Source organism: Mesorhizobium sp. CNPSo 4671 (genome assembly GCF_057784245.1).
On record NZ_JBWLUW010000004.1, the window covers coordinates 670,855 to 693,008 of the forward strand.

Consider the following 22,154-nt stretch of genomic DNA (forward strand, 5'->3'; position numbering starts at 1 on the left):
CTGTTAATTTGCGAGCACATCAACCATTTTGTCATCCTCGGCTCTGCGCTTTGCGACTGCTCCGCCCGTGGATGACGGAATTGGGCTATGTCGGGAGATTCCGGCCAGTGACTCACGTGAAACAGTCGCGACGGTGACTCAGGTGAAACACTGCTGAACGCCGCCCTCAGCTGTTTCACGTGAAACTTGCCGCGAAGTTTTCTTGACAGCTTGGCCCCGTGGGGACATGTGTCCCTCGATCTTTCGAGTCCAGGAAATTTGAGATGACCGATCACTATGATGTGGTTGTGGTGGGCGGCGGCCATGCGGGGTGCGAAGCGGCCAGCGCCGCAGCGCGCGCGGGCGCCAAAACCGCGCTGGTGACGCTGCGCTTCGACACGATCGGCGTGATGTCTTGCAATCCGGCGATTGGCGGGCTTGGCAAGGGCCATCTGGTCCGCGAAATCGATGCCATGGATGGCTTGATGGGCAGGGTGGCGGATGCGGCCGGCATTCAGTTCCGTTTGCTCAACCGCCGCAAGGGTCCGGCCGTGCGCGGACCGCGCACCCAGGCCGACAGGAAGCTCTATCGCCTTGCCATGCAGGAAGCGATTCGGCAGCAGAACGATCTCGATGTCATCGAGGCCGAGGTTCTGGATTTCGAGATCGACGAAGGACGGATCGCCGCTGTTCTCCTGGCCGACGGCCGCAGGCTTGCCTGCGGTGCGGTGGTGCTTACCACCGGGACCTTCCTGCGCGGCCTCATTCATATTGGCGAGAAGAAGGTCGTCGCCGGGCGCATGAACGAGCAGGCAAGCCTTGGCCTGTCGGCAACGATGGACCGTGCGGGCTTCAAACTCGGACGGTTGAAAACGGGCACGCCACCGCGGCTCGATGGGCGGACGATCGATTGGGCATCGCTCGAAAGCCAGGCGGCGGATGAGGATCCGGTGCCGTTCTCCTTGATGACCGACCGTATCGAGACGCCGCAGATCGAGTGCGGCATCACGCGCACGACTGCTGCCACGCATGCGCTGATCCGCGCCAATCTCGGCCGCTCCGCCATGTACTCCGGTTCGATCGAAGGTGTCGGGCCGCGCTATTGCCCGTCGATCGAGGACAAGATCGTCAAGTTCGGTGACCGCGACGGTCACCAGATCTTTTTGGAGCCGGAAGGGCTCGACGACGACACGGTCTATCCCAACGGGATTTCGACCTCGCTGCCCGAAGATGTGCAGCTCGACATATTGAAAACCATTCCGGGGCTGGAGCGGGCGATCATGCTGCAGCCCGGCTATGCCATTGAATATGATCACGTCGATCCGCGCGAGCTGCATCAAACACTTGAGACCAAGCGCGTCGCCGGGCTGTTTCTCGCCGGGCAGATCAACGGCACGACCGGTTACGAGGAAGCCGCCGGGCAGGGCCTGCTCGCCGGCCTCAATGCGGCGCGTCGGGCGGCGGGCGGCGAGCAGATCGTGCTCAGCCGCACCGAAGCCTATATCGGCGTGATGGTCGACGATTTGACCAGCCGCGGCATCAGCGAGCCCTACCGCATGTTCACGTCGCGTGCCGAATTCCGGCTGTCGCTGCGCGCCGACAATGCTGATGAACGGCTGACGCCGCTGGCGCAGAGGCTCGGGATCGCTTCGGCGCAGCGGATACAGCGCTATGGCGATGTCATGCAGCGGCTCGACGCGGCGCGCGAATTGGCCAGATCGGTGGCGATGACGCCCAATGAAGCGGCGCGGCACGGGCTGGAGATCAACCGCGATGGCGTGCGTCGGTCGGGCTACGAGCTGCTGGCCTATCCCGATGTCGACGTCGCCTGGCTGGCCAGGATCGAGCCGAGGTTCGGCGCCATCGATGCCAAGACGGCCGAGCGGCTCGAAACGGAGGCGAAATATTCGGTCTATCTCGACCGCCAGAAGAGCGATGTCGCGCATATCCGCCACGAGGAGAGCCGGCTGATCCCCGAGACCGTCGACTTCGCCGGCGTGCCCGGCCTGTCCAATGAACTGAAGCAGAAGATGGCGGTGCGGAGGCCCCGCTCTATCGCCGATGCCCAACGCATGGAGGGCATGACGCCGGCGGCACTGGCAATCATTGTCGCCCATGTCCGGCATCATGAGAGCGCGCAGAGAGTCGTTGCGTGAGCTCTTTCTCCCTAGAGAGCCTGCAGGACGCGGCCGGCCCGGTTTCACGTGAAACATTCGATCGCCTGGTGGCGTTCGAAGAGATGTTCCAGAAATGGAACCGCAGCATCAATCTCGTGGCGCAGTCGACCGCAGGCGACGTCTGGCAGCGCCATATCCTCGACAGCGCGCAGCTGGCGCGCATAGAGCCCAATGCCACGCGTTGGGTCGACATTGGTTCGGGCGGTGGATTTCCGGGCCTGGTGATAGCTTTCTTGCTTGCTGAGCGCTCCGGGGCCAGCATCGATCTGGTGGAAAGCAACCGGAAAAAAGCGTCGTTCCTGCAGACCGTCATCGGCCAGTTCAGCCTGCCGGCACGGGTTGTCGCGCGCCGCATCGAGGACAGCCATGCGCTTGTTTCGCAACCGCAAATCGTCACGGCGCGGGCTTTGGCCTCGCTTTCGGTCTTGTTCGATCTGTCGGCACCGTGGCTGACGTCCGGCGCACGCGGGTTGTTCCACAAAGGCCGGGATTATCGCGCCGAAGTGCAAGAAAGCGTTAACCGATGGGCCTTCGATCTGGTAGAACATCCCAGTGTGACGGACCCCCATGGCGTCATCCTGGAACTGTCTGACCTGCGACCTGTCTGATCCCGATCTGTCGGGCCATTTGGCGACCCAAAATGAATTTCTGGCATAAACCCATGATGAAGAACGGCCCCCGAATCATCACCGTAGCCAACCAGAAGGGCGGGGTCGGCAAGACCACCACCGCCATCAATCTGGCCACCGCTTTGGCCGCGATCGGCGAAAAGGTGCTGATCGTCGACCTCGATCCGCAAGGCAATGCCAGCACCGGCCTCGGCATCGACCGCAAGGACCGGACGGTCTCGTCCTACGATGTGCTGACCGGCGAGCTGGAGCTGGAAGCCGCGGCCATCCCGACCGCTGTGCCCGGCCTGTCGATCGTGCCGTCGACGCTCGACCTGCTTGGCATCGAAATGGAGATCGCCTCGGCGCCCGACCGGGTGCTGCGGCTGCGCAACGCCTTGAATGCCGCAACGGCGCGTGCTGCCGGCTTCGGCTATGTGCTGATCGACTGCCCGCCCTCGCTCAATCTTCTCACGCTCAATTCGATGGCGGCGGCCGATTCGGTGCTGGTGCCGCTGCAGTGCGAGTTCTTCGCGTTGGAAGGCTTGAGCCAATTGCTGGAAACCGTCGAACAGGTGCGCCGCTCGATCAATCCGGAGCTCACCATCCAGGGCATCGTGCTGACAATGTATGACGGCCGCAACAATCTCGCCAACCAGGTGGTGCAGGATGTGCGCCAGCATATGGGCGACAAGGTCTACGAGACCATCATTCCGCGCAATGTGCGGGTGTCGGAGGCGCCGTCCTACGGCAAGCCGGCGATCCTCTACGATCTGAAGTGTTCGGGCAGCCAGGCCTATCTGCAACTGGCCTCGGAAGTGATCCGCCGCGAGCGCAAATTGCGCGCCGCTTGATTAGATCGGGTGCATAATTAACAGCCGATTCGATACCGAAACGATCTGAAGACAATCATCTAAAATAGACTTGGAATAGAGATGAGCGAAGACCTTTCGAGGAAAAGACTGGGCCGTGGCCTGGCGGCACTGATCGGCGAGATCGATCGCCCGGCGGCACCGGAAAAGCCGGGCATGAGCGCTGACGGCAAGGTGCCGATCGAGTTCCTCAGTCCGAACCCGAAAAATCCGCGCCGGCATTTTGGCGACGCCGAACTGACCGACCTTGCCCAGTCGATCCGCGAACATGGCGTGGTGCAGCCGGTGGTGGCGCGGCCGTCGCCGACGCAGGCGGGCCGCTACGAGATCATCGCCGGCGAGCGGCGCTGGCGGGCGGCGCAGCGTGCCGGGCTGAACGAGATCCCGGTCATCATCCGCGAGGTCAATGACCGCACCGCGCTTGAGCTGGCGATCATCGAGAACGTCCAGCGCGCCGATCTCAACGCGGTCGAGGAGGCGCAGGGCTATCAGCAGCTGATCGACGAGCACGGCTACACCCAGGCCGATCTCGGCAATGTCATCGGCAAGAGCCGCAGCCATGTCGCCAACACGCTGCGGCTGCTGAAGCTGCCGGAGGTGATCCGCGACATGCTGGTCGACGGCGCGCTGTCGGCCGGCCACGCCCGCACGCTGGTGACGGCCGAGGATCCGGCCGGCCTTGCCAAGCGCATCGTCGAGGAAGGGCTTTCGGTGCGCCAGGCCGAGGCGCTGGCGCAGATGCCGGCCGGCCCGACGCCGGCCAAGCCAAAACAGGCGCAGGCCGCGCCGGAAAAGGACACCGACACGCTGGCGCTGGAAAAGCTGCTGACCGACACGATCGGCATGATCGTGGCCATCGATCACAAAGGCAAGGGCGGCGAGCTGCGGGTGTCCTATCGCTCGCTGGAGCAGCTGGATGAGCTGTGCCGGAGATTGAAGCAGGAGCGGTAGGTGGTTGAGGCCACGCGATATTTAGCCGGCAAATGAGGTTAGGCTTAAGCGGCTGATATATCGGTGATAGACAGCGCGCCCGCTACCCCAAGCTTCTAACGGAAACGCGCTAACCCTGCTGATCTATCAATGATGGGAGGATATCTGCGATGGATCGGCCGCGTCCTTGCGCTTTGCCACGCGTCGGCGAATTGCCGGGATGATGAAGCCGCTGTTTATAAACTGACCCAAGGCAATGCCCCAAAACAACCCCCACCAGTGTAGCTTCGGGTTTGGCGACGGGGCGTAACAGAGGAAGGTCGCTACGATCGCAGCGAGAAACAAACACCCCCCGCAAAATCCTGCCCAGTGCGCCAGATTGTTTGCGGTGTACTTCATGCCGCGAAACTACCACGGTTAAGGGCAGGCCGCTACGCTGCCCCTGGCCACATTGGTGATCGGCCAATCGCCAACCACTACACAGCCCTCGCGCTCGCAGCTTGACAGTACCGGACAACGGCGTAACCTCAATTAGATATGGCTTATATTGGTTGCCCTGGCGTGCCGGTCCATCGCGGCGAGGGCTGTTTGCCATTCCTGCGATCGTCGTGAGATGGCACCGCCTCGCCACAGCGATATGCCGATGCGCCTGACGCAAGTGGGGAGGTGCAAATGGCAGTCCGTTGGCAATTGTCCGGAAGTTACTTCGAAAATTGCAGCTGCGATGTCGTCTGTCCTTGTCTGCTGTCCACCAACGCGCAGCTGACATCGAAGCCGACGAGAGGCGTTTGCGACGTCGGTCTGGTCTTTCATATCGATACGGGCAATTACGGCGATGTTCGCTTGGATGGGCTCAGTGTCGCCATGGTCGCGCACACGCCGGGTCCGATGGCGGACGGCAATTGGACGGCCGCCGCCTATATCGACGAACGCGCCGATGACAGGCAAACCGAGGCGCTGGGCGCCATTTTCACCGGCGCCGCGGGTGGCCCCATGGCGGTGCTGGCACCCATGATCGGCACGAACCTTGGCGCGAAGAAGGTGCCGATAGACTACCGGATAGACGGCAAGAAGCGGTCGGCGGAGATTGCGGGCGTCATGCATATGGCGGTCGAGCCGCTGCCGACCATGCGCGAGGACGGGCAGATGTGGGCGGCCACCGGCCATCCTGTCAATCCCGACTGGCTCGCTCTGGCGATGGGGTCGCAAGGCAGTACATTCAGCGACCATGGCATGAGCTGGGACAATTCCCGCCGCAACGGACATTACGCCCCGATCCATTGGTCCGGCCAGCAGTAGACGTTGGCCGCATAGCACGGGACGTATCCGTCCATGGCGCAAACGTTGCAGCGATACATCATTCTCGCGCTGCTGATCGCGATCGCCGCGGCGGCGTGGACCCTGCTTGTCCGGCAGCAGACGGGCATGGACGCCGACATGGCCATGGACATATACGCGCTCACCATGGGCATGAGGGCGCCGCTGTTTCTTACCGTCTGGATGATCATGATGATTGCCATGATGTTTCCGACGGCCGCGCCGATGATCCTGACGTTTCACCAGGTCCAGGCCGGCAAACAGGGCCGGGGCGAGACCTTTGTCTCGAGCTGGGTGTTCGTGGCCGGGTACATGCTGGTCTGGGGGGTGATGGGTGTCATCGCCTTTGCCGGTGCGGCGGGTGCGGAGATGCTTGCCGGACGTGTGGGATTGTCCACGGCGGCGGCCGCACGCATCGGCGGCGCGCTGCTGATGATTGCCGGCGCCTATCAACTCTCGCCCCTGAAGGATCTGTGTCTGGCCAAATGCCGCACGCCGATCGGCTTCATCCTGACCTCATGGCGCGATGGTTACTGGGGCGCGGTTCGCATGGGCCTGGAGCATGGGCTTTTCTGCCTGGGCTGCTGCTGGCTTTTGTTTCTTGCCCTGTTTCCGCTCGGGATCATGAATGTCGCCGCCATGGCCGTGGTCACCTTGCTGATCTTTGCGGAAAAGACCCTGCCGTCGGGAGATCGGATCGCAAAGGTGTCGGGTGTCGCTCTGCTGCTTTACGGCGCGGTGGTGCTGGTCTTTCCGCAGGCGCTGCCGACCTTCCAGCCAGCGGGCGCCATGATGATGAATTGATCAGCACTCGACGCCGAAAAGGAGAGGATCGCTCTCCTATCGCTGCCCCAGCCTCGCGCTTTCCACCGCAATACCGAGCAGCGCCTGCCGTGCCAGCGCGACCGAAAGATCCGGCCGCCGCCGCGTCTGCAGCACCGCGGTCTGCAACCGGGTCAGCGCGCGGCTGAGGGCTTCGCTGCTCCAGCGCTCCAGCGCCTTTTCCACCAGCTTGCGCCTGGAGAAGAAAACCGGCGGGCGTGCGGCCGCAACGACCGAGGCGGCGTTGCGGCCGGCAGAATCCATCTGGCCGCGCATGACCTGGATCTGCTGCAATTGCCGCATCGCCGAGGACAGCACCAGGAAGGGCGGGCCGCCGGACTGGCAGTGGCGGGTGAAGGCGGTGTCGAAATCGCCGACCTTGCCTTCGAGCAGCGCGTCAACAGCGTCGTCGAAGGAGGTGCCGGACACGTCGCCCGACATGGCTCTCACCTCGTCGAGCCCGATCTCCTTCTGGCCGTGCGCGTAAAGGATGAGTTTTTCGATTTCGCCGCGCGAGGCCAGCCGGTCGCCGCCGAGATTGCGGCGCAGCGCTTGTCTGGCCTCCAGCGTCATCGACATGCCGGCCTTGCGCAGCTCATCGTCGATGACCGTGTCGATGTCGCGGGCCTCGTCGGCGTAGCAAGGCAGCGCCATGGCGATGTCCGCGCCCTCGACCACGGCGCGCAGGCCGACGCCCTTCTTGAGATCGCCGGCCTCGATCAGGATGATGGCATCGCGCGCGGGTTCCGCCGTCAGCGCCTTGACGTCCTCGGCCAGCGCCTTCTGGCCGGTGGCATTGCGCACCCAGAGCAGCCGCCGGTCGGAAAACATCGGCACGGTGCGGGCCTCATCCAGCAGCCGGCCCTCGTCGCGGTCGACCTCCGAACCCTCGAGCCGGACCACGGAGAAGGGATCGTCGAGCGGCAGGCCGGTCTTTTCGGCAAACGCCTTTGCCCGCTCGGAAACGAGACCGCGATCGGGGCCGTAGAGCAGGACGATGGAGAAGCGCGGGTCAGGCCGCGCGAGCCAGGAATCGACCTCGAAAGCTTTCTTCTGTGCCATGGTGGGTGGTTAGCATGATGTGGGGTTGGGGTGAATGGCGATCGGCACCGACGCTCTTTTCCTTCTCCCCTTGCGGGAGAAGGTGGATCGGCGCGTTAGCGCCGAGACGGTTGAGGGGTGGGTGACGGATCGTCGTCCTTGCCAAGCTGGAGCACCCCTCGTCCGACCTCACTTCGTGAGGCCACCTTCTCCCGCAAGGGGAGAAGGGAAGGTGCGCCGCACAAATCGCCTTATCTGGCGAAAACCCCTGCCCAACCTTGCGCCAAATTGCGCGCTTCCCCTCAACATCGACAAGAAATTTCGCGGACATATCTACATCTTGTGCAGGGGAGGCTGGATCGGCCGGCGCGGCCGGTCCGATGACCTTCGACGAATTCGCACTGGACGCGCGGATGTGCAAATATCCTTGGCTAGGAATATTGGGGCCAGGCAACATTGGAGGACGAAGGTCATGGCCGATGCTGGGATGTTGCGTTTCCACGTTCCGGAGCCGGAAGTGCGGCCGGGCGGCATGCCCGATTTCTCCAACGTGACCATCGCCGCGGCCGGCTCGGTGCCGCGGCCAGACATCGATGTCGATCCGCGCACCATCCGCGACATGGCGTTCTCCATCATCCGCGTGCTGAACCGCGATGGCGAGGCGGTCGGGCCGTGGGCCGGGCTGCTCTCCAACGAGGAACTGCTGGAAGGTCTGCGCCACATGATGACGCTGCGGACCTTCGACGCCCGCATGCAGATGGCGCAGCGCCAGGGCAAGACCTCCTTCTACATGCAGCATCTCGGCGAAGAGGCGGTGAGCTGCGCCTTCCGCAAGGCGCTCGCCGCGGGCGACATGAACTTCCCGACCTATCGGCAGGCAGGCCTGCTCATCGCCGACGGCTATCCGATGGTCACGATGATGAACCAGATCTATTCCAACGAGGCCGACCCGCTGAAGGGCCGGCAGCTGCCGATCATGTATTCGTCGAAGGAGCATGGCTTCTTCTCCATCTCCGGCAATCTGGCGACGCAGTACATCCAGGCGGTCGGCTGGGCGATGGCTTCGGCGATCTCGAACGATTCCAAGATTGCGGCGGCCTGGATCGGCGACGGCTCGACGGCGGAATCGGATTTCCACTCGGCGTTGGTGTTCGCCTCCACCTACAAGGCGCCGGTCGTGCTCAATGTCGTCAACAATCAGTGGGCGATCTCGACCTTTCAAGGCATAGCGCGTGGCGGTTCCGGCACCTTCGCGGCGCGGGGCCTCGGCTTCGGCATTCCGTCGCTGCGCGTCGACGGCAATGATTATCTCGCCGTCCACGCGGTGGCGAAATGGGCGGCCGAGCGGGCGCGGAAGAATCTCGGGCCGACGCTGGTCGAATATGTCACCTACCGCGCCGGCGCCCATTCCAGCTCGGACGATCCGTCGGCCTACCGGCCGAAGACCGAATCCGACGCCTGGCCGCTCGGCGATCCGATCGTGCGGCTGAAGAACCATCTGATCGGGCTCGGCGTCTGGTCGGACGAGCGGCACGCGCAGGCCGAGGCGGAAATCCTCGACACGGTGATCGCGGCGCAGAAGGAGGCCGAAAGCCACGGCACGCTGCATGCCGGGGGCAAGCCGTCGACGCGCGACATGTTCGAAGGGCTCTATGCCGAGATGCCGCCGCATCTCAGGCGCCAGCGCCAGCAGGCGGGAGTCTGAGCCATGCCAAGACGGACCATGATCGAGGCTATTCGTGATGCCATGGACGTGTCGATGGCGCGTGACGAAAAGGTCGTTGTGTTCGGCGAGGATGTCGGCTTCTTCGGCGGCGTCTTCCGTTGCACGCAAGGCCTGCAGGCCAAATACGGCAAGAGCCGATGCTTCGACGCGCCGATCAACGAATCCGGCATTGTCGGTTCGGCCATCGGCATGGCGGCCTATGGGCTAAAACCCTGCGTGGAAATTCAGTTTGCCGACTACATGTATCCGGCCTACGACCAGCTGACCCAGGAAGCCGCCAGGCTGCGCTACCGTTCGAATGGCGATTTCACGTGCCCGATCGTGGTGCGCATGCCGACCGGCGGCGGCATTTTTGGCGGCCAGACGCACAGCCAGAGTCCCGAGGCTTTGTTCACCCACGTGTCGGGGCTGAAGACGGTGGTGCCGTCCAACCCGCATGACGCCAAGGGGCTGCTGATCGCGGCGATCGAGGACCCCGATCCGGTCATCTTCCTCGAGCCGAAACGGCTCTACAACGGCCCGTTCGACGGCCATCACGACCGGCCGGTGACGCCCTGGTCGAAGCATGAGCTCGGCGAGGTCGCCGACGGCCACTATACCGTGCCGCTCGGCAAGGCGGCGATCCGCAGGGCCGGCTCCGCGATTACCGTGCTCGCCTATGGCACCATGGTCTATGTCGCGCAGGCCGCGGCCGAAGAGACCGGCATCGATGCCGAGATTATCGATCTCAGAACGCTGTTGCCGCTCGACCTCGACACCATCGTCGCCTCGGTCAAGAAGACCGGGCGCTGCGTCGTCGTGCATGAGGCAACGCTGACTTCCGGCTTCGGCGCCGAGCTGTCGGCGCTGGTGCAGGAAAACTGTTTCTATCACCTGGAGGCGCCGGTGGCGCGGGTCGCCGGCTGGGACACGCCCTATCCGCACGCGCAGGAATGGGACTATTTCCCGGGTCCCGCCCGGGTCGGCCGCGCCCTAGTTGAAACCATGGAGGCCTGACATGGGCGAGCACATCATCAAGCTGCCCGATGTCGGCGAAGGCGTTGCCGAGGCCGAACTCGTCGAGTGGCACGTCAAGGTCGGCGACATGGTGCGCGAGGACACTGTGCTCGCCGCCGTGATGACCGACAAGGCGACGGTCGAGATTCCGTCGCCCGTCGATGGCGAGATCCTGTGGCTGGGCGCAGAGATCGGCGACACGGTGGCGATCGGCTCGCCGATCGTGCGGTTGAAGGTGGCGGGCGAGGGCAATGTAAAGCCGCAAAGCGGTGAGGTGGAAGCGGTGGCCGCCGAGCCGCCGGCCAAGCTTCCGACGCCAAAGCCCGAGAGCGCAGCGCCAGCCGCAACGACCAAGCCAAAGGCCGCCGCTCCGGAGGCGAAACCCGCGCCGACCGTTTCGAAAAGCACCGGGAAAACGTCCGTCTCCGGCGCGCCGCGTCCGGAGGGTGAAAAACCGCTGGCGTCGCCGGCCGTGCGTCTGAGGGCGAAGGAGGCCGGCATCGATCTCAGGCAGGTCGCGGGAAGCGGCCCGGCCGGGCGCATCGGCCATGAGGACATCGAGGCGTTCCTGGCGCGTGGGCCGCAGGTCGCCAAGGCATCGCGCCTGGCGCGCAACGACGCCGTCGAGGATATCAAGGTCGTTGGTCTCAGGCGCAAGATCGCCGAGAAGATGACGCTGTCCAAGTCGCGCATCCCGCACATCACCTATGTCGAGGAGATCGACGTCACCGCACTCGAGGATTTGCGTGCCGCGCTCAACAAGGAGAAGCGTCAGGACAGGCCGAAGCTGACGCTGCTGCCGTTCCTGATGCGGGCGATGGTCAAGGCGATCGCTGAACAGCCCCAGCTCAATTCGTTGTTCGACGACGAGGCCGGCATCATCCACCAGTATGGCGGCATCCATATCGGCATCGCCGCGCAGACGCCGTCGGGGCTGGTGGTGCCTGTCGTCAAGCATGCCGAGGCGCGCGACATCTGGGATTGCGGCGCCGAGGTCAACAGGCTGGCGGAAGCCGCCAAGTCCGGCACGGCGACGCGTGACGAACTGTCCGGCTCGACCATCACCATCACCTCGCTTGGCGCCATGGGCGGCATCGCGACGACGCCGGTCATCAACCATCCGGAAGTGGCAATCATCGGTGTCAACAAGATGATGGTGCGGCCGGTGTGGGACGGCACGCAGTTCATCCCGCGCAAGATGATGAATTTGTCGTCGAGCTTCGACCACCGGGTGATCGACGGCTGGGAAGCGGCGGTGTTCATCCAGCGGATCAAGGCGCTGCTTGAAACGCCGGCGCTGATTTTTGTGGATTGAGGGTGATGGCTTTGGCTCGGTCACCGCTGACAAGTTCCTGGCTGCCGAGCGGTGCCGCCTGTGATTGGCTCCGGTCCTCCACGCGTTCGTCATCCTCGGGCTTGACCCGAGGATCCATGCCGCGACCGACGTCGAATGGTGCGGCGGAGCAGAATTCTGCGCCGTTGCAACGCACGAACGTCACGGCATGGATCCCGGGGTCTACGCGCGTCGCTACGCTCCTTGCTCCGCCCCAGGATGACGAAGGCGCGAGCGCCTCGGCCAATCCGAGACGTAAGCGATACGGCACGAAGGCAAGGCGACCGATCGAGGTGCCAAGATGAAAGAAATCTCCTGCAAGCTGCTCGTCATCGGCGCCGGTCCGGGCGGCTATGTCTGCGCGATCCGCGCGGGCCAGCTCGGCGTCGATACGGTTATCGTCGAGGCCGGCAAGCCGGGCGGCACCTGTCTCAATGTCGGCTGCATCCCGTCCAAGGCGCTGATCCATGCGGCGGAGGAGTTCGAGAAGGTCGCGCATATGGCCGGCGGCAAGAGCCCGCTCGGCATCTCGGTCTCGGCACCGGTGCTCGACCTCCGCAAAACCGTCGCCTGGAAGGACGGCATTGTCAGCCGGCTCAACAGCGGCGTCGCTGGCCTCTTGAAGAAGGCCGGCGTGAAGACCGTTCATGGCTGGGCGACGTTCCGCGACGGCAAGACCGTCGAGGTCGAGACCGAGACGGGAAGCCAGGTGATCCACGCGGAGACGATCGTCATCGCCACCGGCTCGGCGCCGGTCGAGCTGCCGTTCCTGCCCTTTGGCGGGCCTGTGATCTCGTCGACGGAAGCGCTGGCGCTAGGCGAAGTGCCGCAAAAACTCGCGGTGGTCGGCGGTGGCTATATCGGTTTGGAGCTCGGCATGGCCTTCGCGAAAATGGGCGCGGAGGTGACTGTGGTCGAGGCCCTGCCGCGCGTGCTGGCTCAGTACGATGCCGAGCTCACCCGGCCGGTGGTCAAGCGGCTCGCCGCGCTCGGTATCGAAGTGATGCTCGGCGCCAAGGCGAAGGGGCTGTCGACCAAGGGCGACGCGCTGCTGGTCGAGACGGCGGACGGCAAGAATGCCGAGGTTGCGGCGGACAAGATCCTGGTGACGGTCGGCCGCAAGCCGGTGACCGAAGGCTGGGGCCTCGACCAGATCGACCTCGACATGTCAGGCAAATTCATCCGCATCGACGACCAGTGCCGCACCTCGATGCGCGGCATCTACGCCATCGGCGACGTCACCGGCGAACCGATGCTGGCGCATCGCGCCATGGCGCAAGGCGAAATGGTCGCCGAGATCGCCGCCGGCCACAAGCGCAGCTGGGACAAGCGCGCAATTCCCGCCGTCTGTTTCACCGATCCCGAGCTGGTGACGGCAGGGCTGTCGCCGGAAGAGGCCAAGGCTCAGGGCGAGATCAAGATCGGCCTGTTCCCGTTCGCCGCCAACGGACGGGCGATGACCAAGCTCGGCGAGGACGGTTTCGTGCGCGTCGTTGCCCGCGCGGACAACCATCTGGTGCTCGGCATCCAGGCGGTCGGGCAGGGCGTGTCGGAACTGTCGGCAGCGTTCGGGCTAGCGCTGGAGATGGGCGCGCGGCTGGAGGATATCGCCGGCACCATCCATGCACATCCGACGCAGGGCGAGGGCTTCCAGGAAGCGGCGCTGAAGGCGCTCGGCCACGCGCTGCATATTTAGAGGGCTAGGCTTTCCCTTCTCCCCTTGTGGGAGAAGGTGTCGCCGAAGGCGACGGATGAGGGGTGCTCCAGCTTGGCATTGGGTTCGAAATCGCCGCCTCACTCCGCTGGAACACCCCTCATCCGTCTCGGCGCTATCGCGCCGATCCACCTTCTCCCACAAGGGGAGAAGGAAAAGGTGCCGCCGCTTCAGCTCGCGAGCCGGCTCACCATCTCGTGCTGCGCATAGGCGCGGCCAAAACGGTTGGCCAAAAACGCATCCAGCGCGATGTCTTCCTGCTTGACGAAGCCGGTTGCCGGCAGGCTGCCGTCGGCCAGCATGTCGAGTACGGCGCAGATGCCGGACGCCGTGGTGATCTGGATGGCACTGCGGACCTGGTTGCCGACGCGCTGCGAATAGATCTTGTTGGCGTAGGTCTCCTGCAGCAGGCGGCCGTTGCGGCGGCCGGAAACGGTGACGAAGACGATGACCACGTCTTGCAGCGTCGCCGGCAGGGCGCTTTCAAAGATGTCCTTCAGCACGTCGCGGCGGTGGCGCAGGCCAAGATCGTTGAGCAGCGCCTTCATGATCGCGGCATGGCCGGGATAGCGGATGGTGCGGTAGTTCAGCGTGCGCACCTTGCCCTTCAGCGTCTCGGCCAAAGTGCCCAGCCCGCCAGACGTGTTGAACGCCTCGTAGGTGACGCCGTCGAGCGAGAATTCCTCGCGCTCCTCCAGCGGCGGCACTTCGATCAGCTCGCCCTCGACGATCGCTTCGCAAGGCTCGCAATATTCGTTGATGACGCCGTCGGTGCTCCAGGTGAGATTGTAGTTCAGGGCGTTGGACGGGTATTGCGGCAGCGCGCCGACGCGCATGCGCACGCTTTCCAGGCTGTCGAAACGGCTGGCGAGATCATTGGCGACGATCGAGATGAAGCCCGGGGCCAGGCCGCATTGCGGGATGAAGGCGGTCTTGGCCGAACACGCCAATTCCTTGACGCGGCGGGTCGAGACGACATCCTCGGTGAGGTCGAGATAATGCACGCCCGCGCTTGCCGCCGCTTCGGCGATGCGCGTAGTGAGGTGGAAGGGGGCGGCGCTCAGCACCGCGAACTTGCCGGCCAAGGCTGCCTCAAGCGTGCCGGGAGCGGCAATGTCAAGTTCGAGCGTCTCGACGCCGGCGGGCACTTCGGCCGCGGCAAGCTGCGCCGCCGAGCGGTCGACGAGGGTGACATGGTAGTCGCCGGTCGCGGCGAGCATCCCGGCGATGGTCGAGCCGATCTTGCCGGCGCCGACGATAACGATGTTGTTCATGGTCAAATACCCCTGCCAATTTCGATTTGACCGGAATGATCGCAGCTTGCCTGTCGAAAGGAAGCGTGAAATCCTGCAGAATGAAACCTATTTTTAGGTGATCTGCCGAAGGGATTCGTCGAAATGCTCAGTGAAGCCGAACAGGCATTGCTTTCCCTACTGCGTTCCAACGCGCGGGCCTCGACGGCCGAACTGGCGCGGCAGCTCGGTGTGTCGCGCACGACGGTGCAGAGCCGGATCGAGCGGCTGGAACAGCGCGGCATCATATCAGGCTACGGCGTCAAGCTCGCCGCTGACTATGAGCAGGGGCTGGTCAAGGCGCATGTGCTGCTCACCGTCACGCCGAAGCTTGCCGACAAGGTGGTGCGGGCGCTGCAGGCGCTGCCGCCGGTCAGGACGCTGCACTCGGTCAGCGGCAATTTCGACATGATCGTCATCGTCGATGCGCCGTCGATCCGCGATCTCGACGCGCTGCTCGACCAGATCGGCGCCATGGATGGGGTCGAGCGGACCTCTTCGTCGATCATCCTGTCGACGCGCATCGACCGCTGAATGCCAGGGCCCTTACCAATTTGTATAGCCCCGGCAAGGCGGCAGTATTCTCCATCAGGCACAGTCGCCCATGACATGCTGCGGCAGCCTGGATCCCCGGCGTCAAAAGCCAGTCGCATAGGGAGTTCGTCATGCAGGGTCGTCGCCATTCCTCAGCCTACTGGATCCGTGTCGCCATGCCCGCGGCGCTGCTGGCCATGGTCTGCTTGCTGCTGATCCTGTCCCGGTACCCTACGGTCGTCGACGAGCGCTCCTACCTGTTCTGGATCTGGTGATCTTGCCGCACTCGGCCGCCTTACGGGCGGTAAGGTGACGAATTTGCCGACTAATCTACCGCCAGGGGAAAGCTCACCACCACGGCGAGGCCAGGCTGACAGTCCTCCAACGTGATCGATGCCCCGTGCAGATCGGCGATGGCCCTGACCAGACTGAGGCCGAGGCCGCTTCCAGGTGTCGAGCGGCTGTGGTCGAGACGGTAGAGCCGCTGGAAGACGTTTTCACGTTTGTCGGCGGGAATGCCCGGCCCATTGTCGGCGACGCCGGCAAGCATACGATCGCCCTGGCGCGCCACCGACAGTTTGATCGTCGTGCCGGGCGGGCAATGGCGCAGCGCATTCTCGACCAGATTGGCGAACATCTGCGTCAGCAGTTCCGGATCGCCGTGGATGCGGTCGGCGGTCTGATGCAGCTCGACCGACGACAGCGATTTGCCGTCATCCTCGGCCACGTCGGCGTAGATCTCGGCGATGGTTTGCAGGATCTCGCCCAGGTCGACATCGGTGAAGCGCGCCTTGCGCGCGCCGGCCTCGATCTGCGCGATGCGCAGCAGCGCGTCGAAGGTCTCGTTGATCTGATGGCCCTCGGCGCGCGCATCGGCCAGGTCGCCGGCAACGTCGCGATCCTGCGCGGCCTTGTCGGCCGCCCCCTCCAGGATCATCTGCAGCCGGTTGAGCGGCGTCTTCAAATCATGCGCGATGTTGGCGCTGACCTGTTTCATGCCGTCGACCAGACCCGACAGGCGGTCGAGCGCCGCATTGACCTGGCTGGAGACGATGTCGATGTCGTCGCCCTTGCCGGTCAGCGGAATGCGGGCATCGAGCCGGCCATGCGAGACATCGACCATGGTGGCGGCAATGCCGTCGAGACGGCGCTGGACGCGTGAGGCCAGCAACGCACCGCCGGTGACCGCCAGCCCGGTGATGATCAAGGTGGCCCAGCCGAAGCTCATCAGCATGATCGTCTCCAGTTCCTCCGTCTCGGACAGGCTGATGGCAATCGTCAATGTGTCGCCGCCGACCGCGCCCGAATAGGCGCGGTATTCGGTACCCTTGGGCAGGCCGGGCATTTCGGCGCCGAAATTTGAAAAGCCGTCGGGAAGGCCAGCCGCGGTGAAATTGCCGGCCAGACGGTTGCCGGCGGCGTCAGTCAGCGAAAACAGCTGTTCCTTCTTCGGGCTGCGCATGGAGTGGCTATCAACGGTCTCCACCAGCTCCTTGGGATCACTGTCGGCATAGGTCGCGGCGATGACGGCGTAGGTTTCCTTGATGGTGTCGTCGAGCTGCTCGGCCAGATCGGCGCTCATCATCTGGTAGACGATGGCGCCCGACAGCACGAAGGCCAGCATGAACAGGAAGCCGAATGTCAGCGCGAGCCGGAACGGCGTGCTGCGCAGCAGGCGGGACCAGGTTCCGGTCATGGCGCGAGCGGTGCGTGCAGGCTGTAGCCGGTGTTGCGGACGGTGTGGAGGAGCTGGGTTTCGAACGGCTTGTCGATCTTGGCTCGCAGCCGGCTGATATGGGTCTCGACGACGCTGGTCTTGGGATCGAAATGGAAGTCCCAGACGCGCTCCAGAAGCATGGTGCGGGTGATCACGCGGCCTTCGCCACGCATCAGCACCTCGAGCAGGCTGAATTCGCGCGGCTGCAGGTCGATCGGCTGGCCCTGGCGGGTGACGCGCCGCATGATGAGGTCCATTTCGAGGTCGCCGACCCGCAGAACCGTCTTCTGCTCCTGCGCCGCCGGCCGCCGGCCGAGCGCATGGATGCGGGCAAGCAGCTCGGAAAAGGCGAAGGGCTTGACCAGATAGTCGTCGCCGCCGGCCTCCAGCCCCTCGACGCGATCGTCGATGCCGCCGATGGAGGTGAGAAAGATCGCCGGCGTGCGCACGCCGGCGGCGCGCGCCGCCTTGACCATCGACAGGCCATCGAGACCCGGGATCATGCGGTCGGCGACGATCACGTCGTAGCCGCCGCTGGTCGCGGCGAAAAGCGCGTCATGGCCGTTGCGCAGGAGGTCGCAGACATGGCCGGCCTCGGTCAGCCCCTTCACGATATAGTCCGCCGTCCTGTGGTCGTCCTCGACAAGAAGAAGTCGCATCGCTGTTCCGGTTGATTGCCGATATCGGGCACAGGCTATCACCGGCATGCCCCCGTTCCTAGGATGGCAGGATGGCCGAGGCCTAATCCGACTCCAGCAGGATCTCGTCGGCATCGTCGGCGGTTTTCTTCAGCGTCATGTAGAGAACCAGCGCAGCGATGCAGCCCAGGAAGATCAGGCTGGTGAAGGTGGTGCCGAAGCCGAGGCCGCCATATTCGGCCGGTTGCGACAGAAGATCGCCGAAGGAGGCGCCGAGCGGCCGCGTCAAGATGTAGGCGAGCCAGAAGGCCAGGATGGCGTCGAGATGGATGAGGTAATAGGCGAGCGCGATCAGCGCGATGACGCCGCCGAACATGAGGCCCGACTGGAGATACCCCATTTCAAAACGCTCGGAGACGAGATCGCCGGCGGCGGTGCCGAGCGAGAAGGTGAACAGGATCGCCAGCCAGTAGAAGATCTCGCGCCGCGTGGTGAAGATGGTGTGGATCGACAGCGTCCGCTCGCTGGCGTACCAGACCGCGAAGGTCGCCGCGAGCGTGACCGAGAAGGCAATCGTCGTCGTCTGCAGGCGCACGCCGAAAGTGTCGACGAGGTTGTCGGTGATGAGCGTGCCGACGACGCTGATCAGCACCACCGCCAGCCAGTAGGCCCAGGGCACGTAGCGTTTCTGCGCGAACTGCAGGACAAGGGCGACGATCAGCACGCCGGTCATGATCAGCGAGGTGACGGTCAGCCCGAGCCCGAGATTGACGGCGAGATAGTCGGCCGCCGTCTCGCCCATGGTGACCGCCATCAGCTTGATCAGCCAGAAATCGAGGGTGACCTCGGGAACCCTGTTTTGGTTCGGAGCGGCGGGGTAGGTGCTGGGAGCGAGCATGACTGTCCCGAAGGTCGATGGTTGCGGCCGTGCGGAAAGCAATCCGGCATCTCGACACTAGGCGTGCGACTTCACGCCAGCCTGTCCGGCAGTATACAAATTGGTAAGGATGGCCGTGGTTGGCGCAAAAGGCCTTTACGAACGCCGCGCGTTCCGCTGATAGAAAACGGTCGCCTTGTATCCGCCATCAATGGCGTGCCCCAGTGCGCCGGCACCGCAATCCGTGCCCCAGGAAAACACGAATGACCTACGCCTCCCTCAAGCCGGTTTCAGAGGCCTTCGTCCAGCGCAAGCGGCTGATCTTCGTTCGGGCGGCGGCGGTGCTGGCGGTGGTGCTGCTGCTCCTCACCAAGCCGGCGCTCACCGAGGGATCGAACGGTCACGAAACGCTGGAATTCCTCGGCTTCTGCCTGGTGCTCGCCTGCGTTGCCGGCCGGCTGTGGAGCATCCTCTATGTCGGCGGCAAGAAGAATGAGGAACTGGTTTCGACGGGACCGTTCTCGATGAGCCAGAACCCGCTCTATTTCTTCTCGACGGTCGGCGCCGTCGGCATCGGTTTGCTCTACGGCTCGCTGGTGGCTGCAGCGGTGCTTGGCGTGGCCAGCTTCCTCATCTTCCGCGTCACGGCGCGCAAGGAAGCCGAATATCTGCTGGGCAAGTTCGGCCCTGCCTACACCGCCTATACCAAGGCGACGCCGCGCTTCTGGCCGAACCCGCTGCTCTACCGCGACAATGACGAGCTGCAGTTCTCGACGCGCGCGCTGAAGCGCACCTTTTATGACGGGCTCTATTTCCTCGCCATCTTCCCGGCCATCGAGCTGGTCGAATACTTCCGGCATACGGGCCTGCTGTTCCCGGCCTTCTTCACGCTCTACTGATCGGCCTTTGCACGGCCAATCGGTGCCAGGGGGCGTCATCGGTTTCGGGCGCAACGCGGCGATCTTTGCCTTGGAGCCGGTCTGTGGCATCGTGCCGACATGATCAACTGCATCAAGCGGCTGACATCGGGTTATGTGCCGCCGGGCGCCGTGATGGTCTCTGACCGCCTCTACCGGCAGATCACGGAGAAGATGGCCGGCTGGTTTCGAACGGAGATGACCCCATGCCAGCTTCGCTGCTGACCAGCAGGGCCAGCGTGACAGTCTTCACCGCCGAAGACGCATCCGTCTGGGCGGGCCTTGCGGCGGCGGTGCCGGCGGAGGTCGGCGATCGTTTGGCCAGCCTGCGGGAGATCGCCGGCGTCACCGGCGTGGCGCAATACAGCGAGGGCCGCCTGGAGGCGATCGTGATCGGCCAGCGCCGTCCGGCGGCGGCGATGATGCGCATCGCCCTGTTGTGGTCTGCTCCGAGCTTCATCGCGGCTAACGGGTCGCGCCTGCTGGAGGCGCTGGAGACGGAGGCGCTTGCGCAGGACATTCTGTGCGTGCGCGCGGACGAAGACACGGTGCTGCGCATCGGCGGCCAGTGGGAGCGCCGCGACGGCTTTTTGCAGCGCTGGATCGGCATCGAGCCGGCCCGCGGGCATGGACAGATACCGCCCTCCTGGCCGCAGACGGCGGGGTTCACCTGCGGGCCGTCGGCGCTGGCCATGGCGATGGCCGGGCTCGATCCGGCCCTGCGGCCGGACCGGGCGCTGGAGGTCGAGCTCTGGCGCGAGGCCACCACCATCATCGGTCCGAGCGGCCCGGGCGGCTGCGACCCCTATGGCCTGGCGCTGGCGGCGCACCGGCGCGGGCTGCGGGTCGAAGTGTTCATGAGCTGCGCCGAACCGATCTTTCTGGACCGCGCCAGCTCGGAGGAAAGGCGCGGGCTGATGAGCTTCGTGCAGGCCGGCTTCAAGCGCGAGGCCGAAGCCGCGTCATTGCCGATCGACGAGCGCGCCTTTGCCGTCGAGGAGATCGGCCAGGCGCTCGATCGCGGGTTTCTGCCACTGGTGCTGATCGATCAGGCCGTGATGATGGGCCACACCTGCCCGCACTGGGTGCTCGTCCATGGCCATGGCGACGGGGTCTATTTCGTCAATGACCCCTGGATCGAGCCTGACCGGCTCGAACAGAAGATGGACGTTATCGACCTTCCCGTCAGGGCGGCGGAGCTCGACCGGATGGCCTGGTACGGCAATCCGGCCTACAGGGCCGCGGTGCTGGTCGGGCGATAATTTCTGGATTGCTGAGACGCCCGTCACTTCGTCATCCACGGGCGGAGCAGCCGCGTAGCGGCGTCGCGGAGACCCGAGGATCCATGCCGGGACCTATGCCACGGAATGCAGCGGAGCAGAATTCTGCACGGTGGCAGCGCGTTGGGGTCCCGGCATGGATCCTATGGTCTGCGCCGCGTCGCTTCGCTCCTTGCTTCGCCATAGGATGACGAAGTCGGGAGGGGCTCCGCCAATCCCGAAGGTCTATGATAAGCCGACGAACGAACGGCGAAATCCCGCCAACCCGTTCCCGCTCAAACGCTCCTAAGCTCCCAGCGGATACGGCATATACCCAACAAAGCCGGCGATCTTCCAGCTGCCTTCGACCTTCCGGCAGAAATACAGCGTCTGCCATTTCAAGCGGTCGACGCTGCCGTCGGCCTTGGCGATGGAGCCGTCGAATTTCTTGTGCAACACGGCGCGGTCGCCGTCGACATCGATGTCACGCAGATTGGTGACGCGAAAAATCGCCTCGCGCAGCGGCTCGGCGAATTGGGTCGCCGCCGTTTCCCTGGCCTGGCGCAGCCACTCGTCGCGATAGATCTCCAGCCGCGGGAATTGCAGCCGCCAGGCGTCGGCATTAGCGAGGAAATGCGCATGCATGCCGAAGAAGCTTTCGGCGATGAAGTCGTTTTCGACCATCGACCAGTCCTGGCCGATGAAGGCGTCGATGTCGCGCCGCACCAGCATCTCCCACAGCGCGTGGCGGTCGGCGTCGCCTGACGGAAACGGGTTTTTGTCGAAGGTCATTCTCGGTTTCTCCGGTCTGGCACAGGCATTGATCTGCGGCGGCTTGAAAGCCGTCCGGCAGGCGCGCACGATGCTAGCGCTCATGTAATAAAGCAACGCGAAATTTCGAAGAATGTTGCTTTCCAACAATGGCCCTATCGGGGCCGCCCCGATCGCGGTAAATCTGCGCCGAAGCGGGCGCCGCCCTGGCGCCCAGACGCGTCATCAGAGGAGGCACTCCCTTGCCCAAGCAGACTTTTGGAACGTCCCATGTGCCGTTGTCGCCCGCCGTGCGGGCCGGCGACTTCGTCTATGTCTCGGGCCAGGTTCCGGTCGGCGGCGACGGCATTGTGGTGAAGGGCGGCATCACCGAACAGACCGAGCAGGTGCTTGCCAATGTCAAGGCGGCACTCGCGCTGGCCGGCTGCACGCTGGACGATGTGGTGAAGACCACCGTCTGGCTGGAAGACGCGCGCGATTTCGGCGCCTTCAACGCGGTTTATGCCAGGCACTTCCCGAAGAATCCGCCGGCCCGCACCACGGTCGAATCGCGGCTGATGATCGACATCAAGATCGAAGTCGAGGCCGTCGCCTACCGGCCCGTCTGACAGACGCAACGAAGCGGAGGTTCCCT

21 protein-coding genes are annotated in these 22,154 nt (G+C 64.3%); 15 read left to right on the forward strand and 6 right to left on the reverse strand.

Annotated features, from left to right (window positions below; all coding sequences use genetic code 11):
- Positions 1 to 263: 263 nt before the first annotated feature.
- The 6 genes from mnmG to AC04SF_RS15365 all read left to right on the forward strand — a co-directional run bounded on the left by mnmG (position 264) and on the right by AC04SF_RS15365 (position 6,687).
- Positions 264 to 2,135 (forward strand): tRNA uridine-5-carboxymethylaminomethyl(34) synthesis enzyme MnmG, encoded by a 1,872-nt coding sequence (gene mnmG / locus AC04SF_RS15340; protein WP_488478490.1) that lies wholly within the window; start codon positions 264 to 266, stop codon positions 2,133 to 2,135.
- Positions 2,132 to 2,764 carry a 16S rRNA (guanine(527)-N(7))-methyltransferase RsmG gene (gene rsmG, locus AC04SF_RS15345; RefSeq protein ID WP_488478491.1) on the forward strand — a complete coding sequence of 211 codons (633 nt, stop codon included), beginning with the start codon at positions 2,132 to 2,134 and terminating at the stop codon, positions 2,762 to 2,764. Before mnmG ends, rsmG begins: the two co-directional genes overlap by 4 nt.
- 53 nt (positions 2,765 to 2,817) lie before the next feature.
- Complete coding sequence (locus AC04SF_RS15350; RefSeq protein ID WP_202353643.1) at positions 2,818 to 3,618, forward strand: ParA family protein; 801 nt, start codon at positions 2,818 to 2,820, stop codon at positions 3,616 to 3,618.
- An 81-nt stretch (positions 3,619 to 3,699) separates the two neighbouring features.
- Entirely contained in the window at positions 3,700 to 4,587 is an 888-nt protein-coding gene (locus AC04SF_RS15355) for a ParB/RepB/Spo0J family partition protein (RefSeq protein WP_096451921.1), read from the forward strand.
- A 651-nt stretch (positions 4,588 to 5,238) separates the two neighbouring features.
- Positions 5,239 to 5,865, forward strand: coding sequence for a DUF1326 domain-containing protein (locus tag AC04SF_RS15360; protein WP_488478492.1), 627 nt, complete (start codon positions 5,239 to 5,241; stop codon positions 5,863 to 5,865).
- A gap of 33 nt (positions 5,866 to 5,898) precedes the next feature.
- Complete coding sequence (locus AC04SF_RS15365) at positions 5,899 to 6,687, forward strand: DUF2182 domain-containing protein (protein ID WP_488478493.1); 789 nt, start codon at positions 5,899 to 5,901, stop codon at positions 6,685 to 6,687.
- 36 nt (positions 6,688 to 6,723) lie between these two features.
- Here the strand turns inward: AC04SF_RS15365 and holA are convergent, their stop codons facing one another.
- Entirely contained in the window at positions 6,724 to 7,767 is a 1,044-nt protein-coding gene (holA, locus tag AC04SF_RS15370; RefSeq protein ID WP_488478494.1) for a DNA polymerase III subunit delta, read from the reverse strand.
- Positions 7,768 to 8,218: 451 nt separating this feature from the next.
- On the opposite strand from holA, the gene AC04SF_RS15375 reads away from it, so the two are divergent.
- The 4 genes from AC04SF_RS15375 (at position 8,219) to lpdA (ending at position 13,497) form a co-directional block, all read left to right on the forward strand.
- Positions 8,219 to 9,451 carry a thiamine pyrophosphate-dependent enzyme gene (locus tag AC04SF_RS15375; protein WP_488478495.1) on the forward strand — a complete coding sequence of 411 codons (1,233 nt, stop codon included), beginning with the start codon at positions 8,219 to 8,221 and terminating at the stop codon, positions 9,449 to 9,451.
- A 3-nt stretch (positions 9,452 to 9,454) separates the two neighbouring features.
- Positions 9,455 to 10,468 (forward strand): alpha-ketoacid dehydrogenase subunit beta, encoded by a 1,014-nt coding sequence (locus AC04SF_RS15380; protein ID WP_488478496.1) that lies wholly within the window; start codon positions 9,455 to 9,457, stop codon positions 10,466 to 10,468.
- Between the two features lies 1 nt (position 10,469).
- On the forward strand, positions 10,470 to 11,783 hold the full coding sequence (locus AC04SF_RS15385) for a dihydrolipoamide acetyltransferase family protein (RefSeq protein WP_488478497.1): 1,314 nt from the start codon (positions 10,470 to 10,472) through the stop codon (positions 11,781 to 11,783).
- A 319-nt stretch (positions 11,784 to 12,102) separates the two neighbouring features.
- Positions 12,103 to 13,497, forward strand: coding sequence for a dihydrolipoyl dehydrogenase (lpdA, locus tag AC04SF_RS15390; RefSeq protein ID WP_488478498.1), 1,395 nt, complete (start codon positions 12,103 to 12,105; stop codon positions 13,495 to 13,497).
- A 188-nt stretch (positions 13,498 to 13,685) separates the two neighbouring features.
- On the opposite strand, the gene AC04SF_RS15395 is transcribed toward lpdA, so the two are convergent.
- The gene (locus AC04SF_RS15395; RefSeq protein ID WP_488478499.1) at positions 13,686 to 14,789 is read right to left on the reverse strand and encodes a saccharopine dehydrogenase family protein; all 1,104 of its coding nucleotides are present in this window, start codon (positions 14,787 to 14,789) and stop codon (positions 13,686 to 13,688) included.
- A gap of 123 nt (positions 14,790 to 14,912) precedes the next feature.
- Between AC04SF_RS15395 and AC04SF_RS15400 the strand changes: the two genes are divergently transcribed.
- Together AC04SF_RS15400 and AC04SF_RS15405 are read left to right on the forward strand one after the other, a co-directional pair.
- Positions 14,913 to 15,341: an Lrp/AsnC family transcriptional regulator gene (locus AC04SF_RS15400; RefSeq protein ID WP_488478500.1), complete on the forward strand. Its 429-nt coding sequence runs from the start codon at positions 14,913 to 14,915 to the stop codon at positions 15,339 to 15,341.
- A gap of 131 nt (positions 15,342 to 15,472) precedes the next feature.
- Positions 15,473 to 15,616: a hypothetical protein gene (locus tag AC04SF_RS15405; protein ID WP_488478501.1), complete on the forward strand. Its 144-nt coding sequence runs from the start codon at positions 15,473 to 15,475 to the stop codon at positions 15,614 to 15,616.
- 50 nt (positions 15,617 to 15,666) lie between these two features.
- Here AC04SF_RS15405 and AC04SF_RS15410 read toward each other — a convergent pair whose 3' ends face one another.
- From AC04SF_RS15410 to AC04SF_RS15420, 3 genes are all read right to left on the reverse strand, one after another.
- Positions 15,667 to 17,037: a sensor histidine kinase gene (locus tag AC04SF_RS15410; protein WP_488478502.1), complete on the reverse strand. Its 1,371-nt coding sequence runs from the start codon at positions 17,035 to 17,037 to the stop codon at positions 15,667 to 15,669.
- Positions 17,034 to 17,717, reverse strand: coding sequence for a winged helix-turn-helix domain-containing protein (locus AC04SF_RS15415; protein ID WP_488478503.1), 684 nt, complete (start codon positions 17,715 to 17,717; stop codon positions 17,034 to 17,036). The genes AC04SF_RS15410 and AC04SF_RS15415 overlap by 4 nt, the downstream gene beginning before the upstream one ends.
- A gap of 82 nt (positions 17,718 to 17,799) precedes the next feature.
- Positions 17,800 to 18,594, reverse strand: coding sequence for a COG4705 family protein (locus AC04SF_RS15420; protein ID WP_488478504.1), 795 nt, complete (start codon positions 18,592 to 18,594; stop codon positions 17,800 to 17,802).
- 242 nt (positions 18,595 to 18,836) lie between these two features.
- Here AC04SF_RS15420 and AC04SF_RS15425 point away from each other — a divergent pair, with 242 nt between their 5' ends.
- Both AC04SF_RS15425 and AC04SF_RS15430 read left to right on the forward strand, forming a co-directional pair.
- Positions 18,837 to 19,472 carry a methyltransferase family protein gene (locus AC04SF_RS15425; protein ID WP_488478505.1) on the forward strand — a complete coding sequence of 212 codons (636 nt, stop codon included), beginning with the start codon at positions 18,837 to 18,839 and terminating at the stop codon, positions 19,470 to 19,472.
- Positions 19,473 to 19,696: 224 nt separating this feature from the next.
- Complete coding sequence (locus AC04SF_RS15430; RefSeq protein ID WP_488478506.1) at positions 19,697 to 20,752, forward strand: peptidase C39 family protein; 1,056 nt, start codon at positions 19,697 to 19,699, stop codon at positions 20,750 to 20,752.
- A 303-nt stretch (positions 20,753 to 21,055) separates the two neighbouring features.
- On the opposite strand, the gene AC04SF_RS15435 is transcribed toward AC04SF_RS15430, so the two are convergent.
- Positions 21,056 to 21,541: a hypothetical protein gene (locus AC04SF_RS15435; protein ID WP_488478507.1), complete on the reverse strand. Its 486-nt coding sequence runs from the start codon at positions 21,539 to 21,541 to the stop codon at positions 21,056 to 21,058.
- A gap of 221 nt (positions 21,542 to 21,762) precedes the next feature.
- On the opposite strand from AC04SF_RS15435, the gene AC04SF_RS15440 reads away from it, so the two are divergent.
- The gene (locus tag AC04SF_RS15440) at positions 21,763 to 22,128 is read left to right on the forward strand and encodes a RidA family protein (RefSeq protein ID WP_140612859.1); all 366 of its coding nucleotides are present in this window, start codon (positions 21,763 to 21,765) and stop codon (positions 22,126 to 22,128) included.
- Positions 22,129 to 22,154: the final 26 nt, after the last annotated feature.

Excerpts from the sequence above, each read along its gene's own strand:
- AC04SF_RS15385 (WP_488478497.1), top strand. The coding sequence starts at position 10,470 with ATGGGCGAGCACATCATCAAGCTGCCCGATGTCGGCGAAGGCGTTGCC.
- AC04SF_RS15400 (WP_488478500.1), top strand. The coding sequence starts at position 14,913 with ATGCTCAGTGAAGCCGAACAGGCATTGCTTTCCCTACTGCGTTCCAAC.
- mnmG (WP_488478490.1), top strand. The coding sequence starts at position 264 with ATGACCGATCACTATGATGTGGTTGTGGTGGGCGGCGGCCATGCGGGG.
- AC04SF_RS15435 (WP_488478507.1), bottom strand. The coding sequence starts at position 21,541 with ATGACCTTCGACAAAAACCCGTTTCCGTCAGGCGACGCCGACCGCCAC.
- AC04SF_RS15410 (WP_488478502.1), bottom strand. The coding sequence starts at position 17,037 with ATGACCGGAACCTGGTCCCGCCTGCTGCGCAGCACGCCGTTCCGGCTC.
- AC04SF_RS15395 (WP_488478499.1), bottom strand. The coding sequence starts at position 14,789 with ATGAACAACATCGTTATCGTCGGCGCCGGCAAGATCGGCTCGACCATC.
- AC04SF_RS15365 (WP_488478493.1), top strand. The coding sequence starts at position 5,899 with ATGGCGCAAACGTTGCAGCGATACATCATTCTCGCGCTGCTGATCGCG.
- holA (WP_488478494.1), bottom strand. The coding sequence starts at position 7,767 with ATGGCACAGAAGAAAGCTTTCGAGGTCGATTCCTGGCTCGCGCGGCCT.
- AC04SF_RS15430 (WP_488478506.1), top strand. The coding sequence starts at position 19,697 with ATGCCAGCTTCGCTGCTGACCAGCAGGGCCAGCGTGACAGTCTTCACC.
- AC04SF_RS15355 (WP_096451921.1), top strand. The coding sequence starts at position 3,700 with ATGAGCGAAGACCTTTCGAGGAAAAGACTGGGCCGTGGCCTGGCGGCA.
- AC04SF_RS15415 (WP_488478503.1), bottom strand. The coding sequence starts at position 17,717 with ATGCGACTTCTTCTTGTCGAGGACGACCACAGGACGGCGGACTATATC.
- lpdA (WP_488478498.1), top strand. The coding sequence starts at position 12,103 with ATGAAAGAAATCTCCTGCAAGCTGCTCGTCATCGGCGCCGGTCCGGGC.
- AC04SF_RS15405 (WP_488478501.1), top strand. The coding sequence starts at position 15,473 with ATGCAGGGTCGTCGCCATTCCTCAGCCTACTGGATCCGTGTCGCCATG.
- AC04SF_RS15420 (WP_488478504.1), bottom strand. The coding sequence starts at position 18,594 with ATGCTCGCTCCCAGCACCTACCCCGCCGCTCCGAACCAAAACAGGGTT.
- AC04SF_RS15425 (WP_488478505.1), top strand. The coding sequence starts at position 18,837 with ATGACCTACGCCTCCCTCAAGCCGGTTTCAGAGGCCTTCGTCCAGCGC.
- AC04SF_RS15360 (WP_488478492.1), top strand. The coding sequence starts at position 5,239 with ATGGCAGTCCGTTGGCAATTGTCCGGAAGTTACTTCGAAAATTGCAGC.
- AC04SF_RS15375 (WP_488478495.1), top strand. The coding sequence starts at position 8,219 with ATGGCCGATGCTGGGATGTTGCGTTTCCACGTTCCGGAGCCGGAAGTG.
- AC04SF_RS15350 (WP_202353643.1), top strand. The coding sequence starts at position 2,818 with ATGATGAAGAACGGCCCCCGAATCATCACCGTAGCCAACCAGAAGGGC.
- AC04SF_RS15380 (WP_488478496.1), top strand. The coding sequence starts at position 9,455 with ATGCCAAGACGGACCATGATCGAGGCTATTCGTGATGCCATGGACGTG.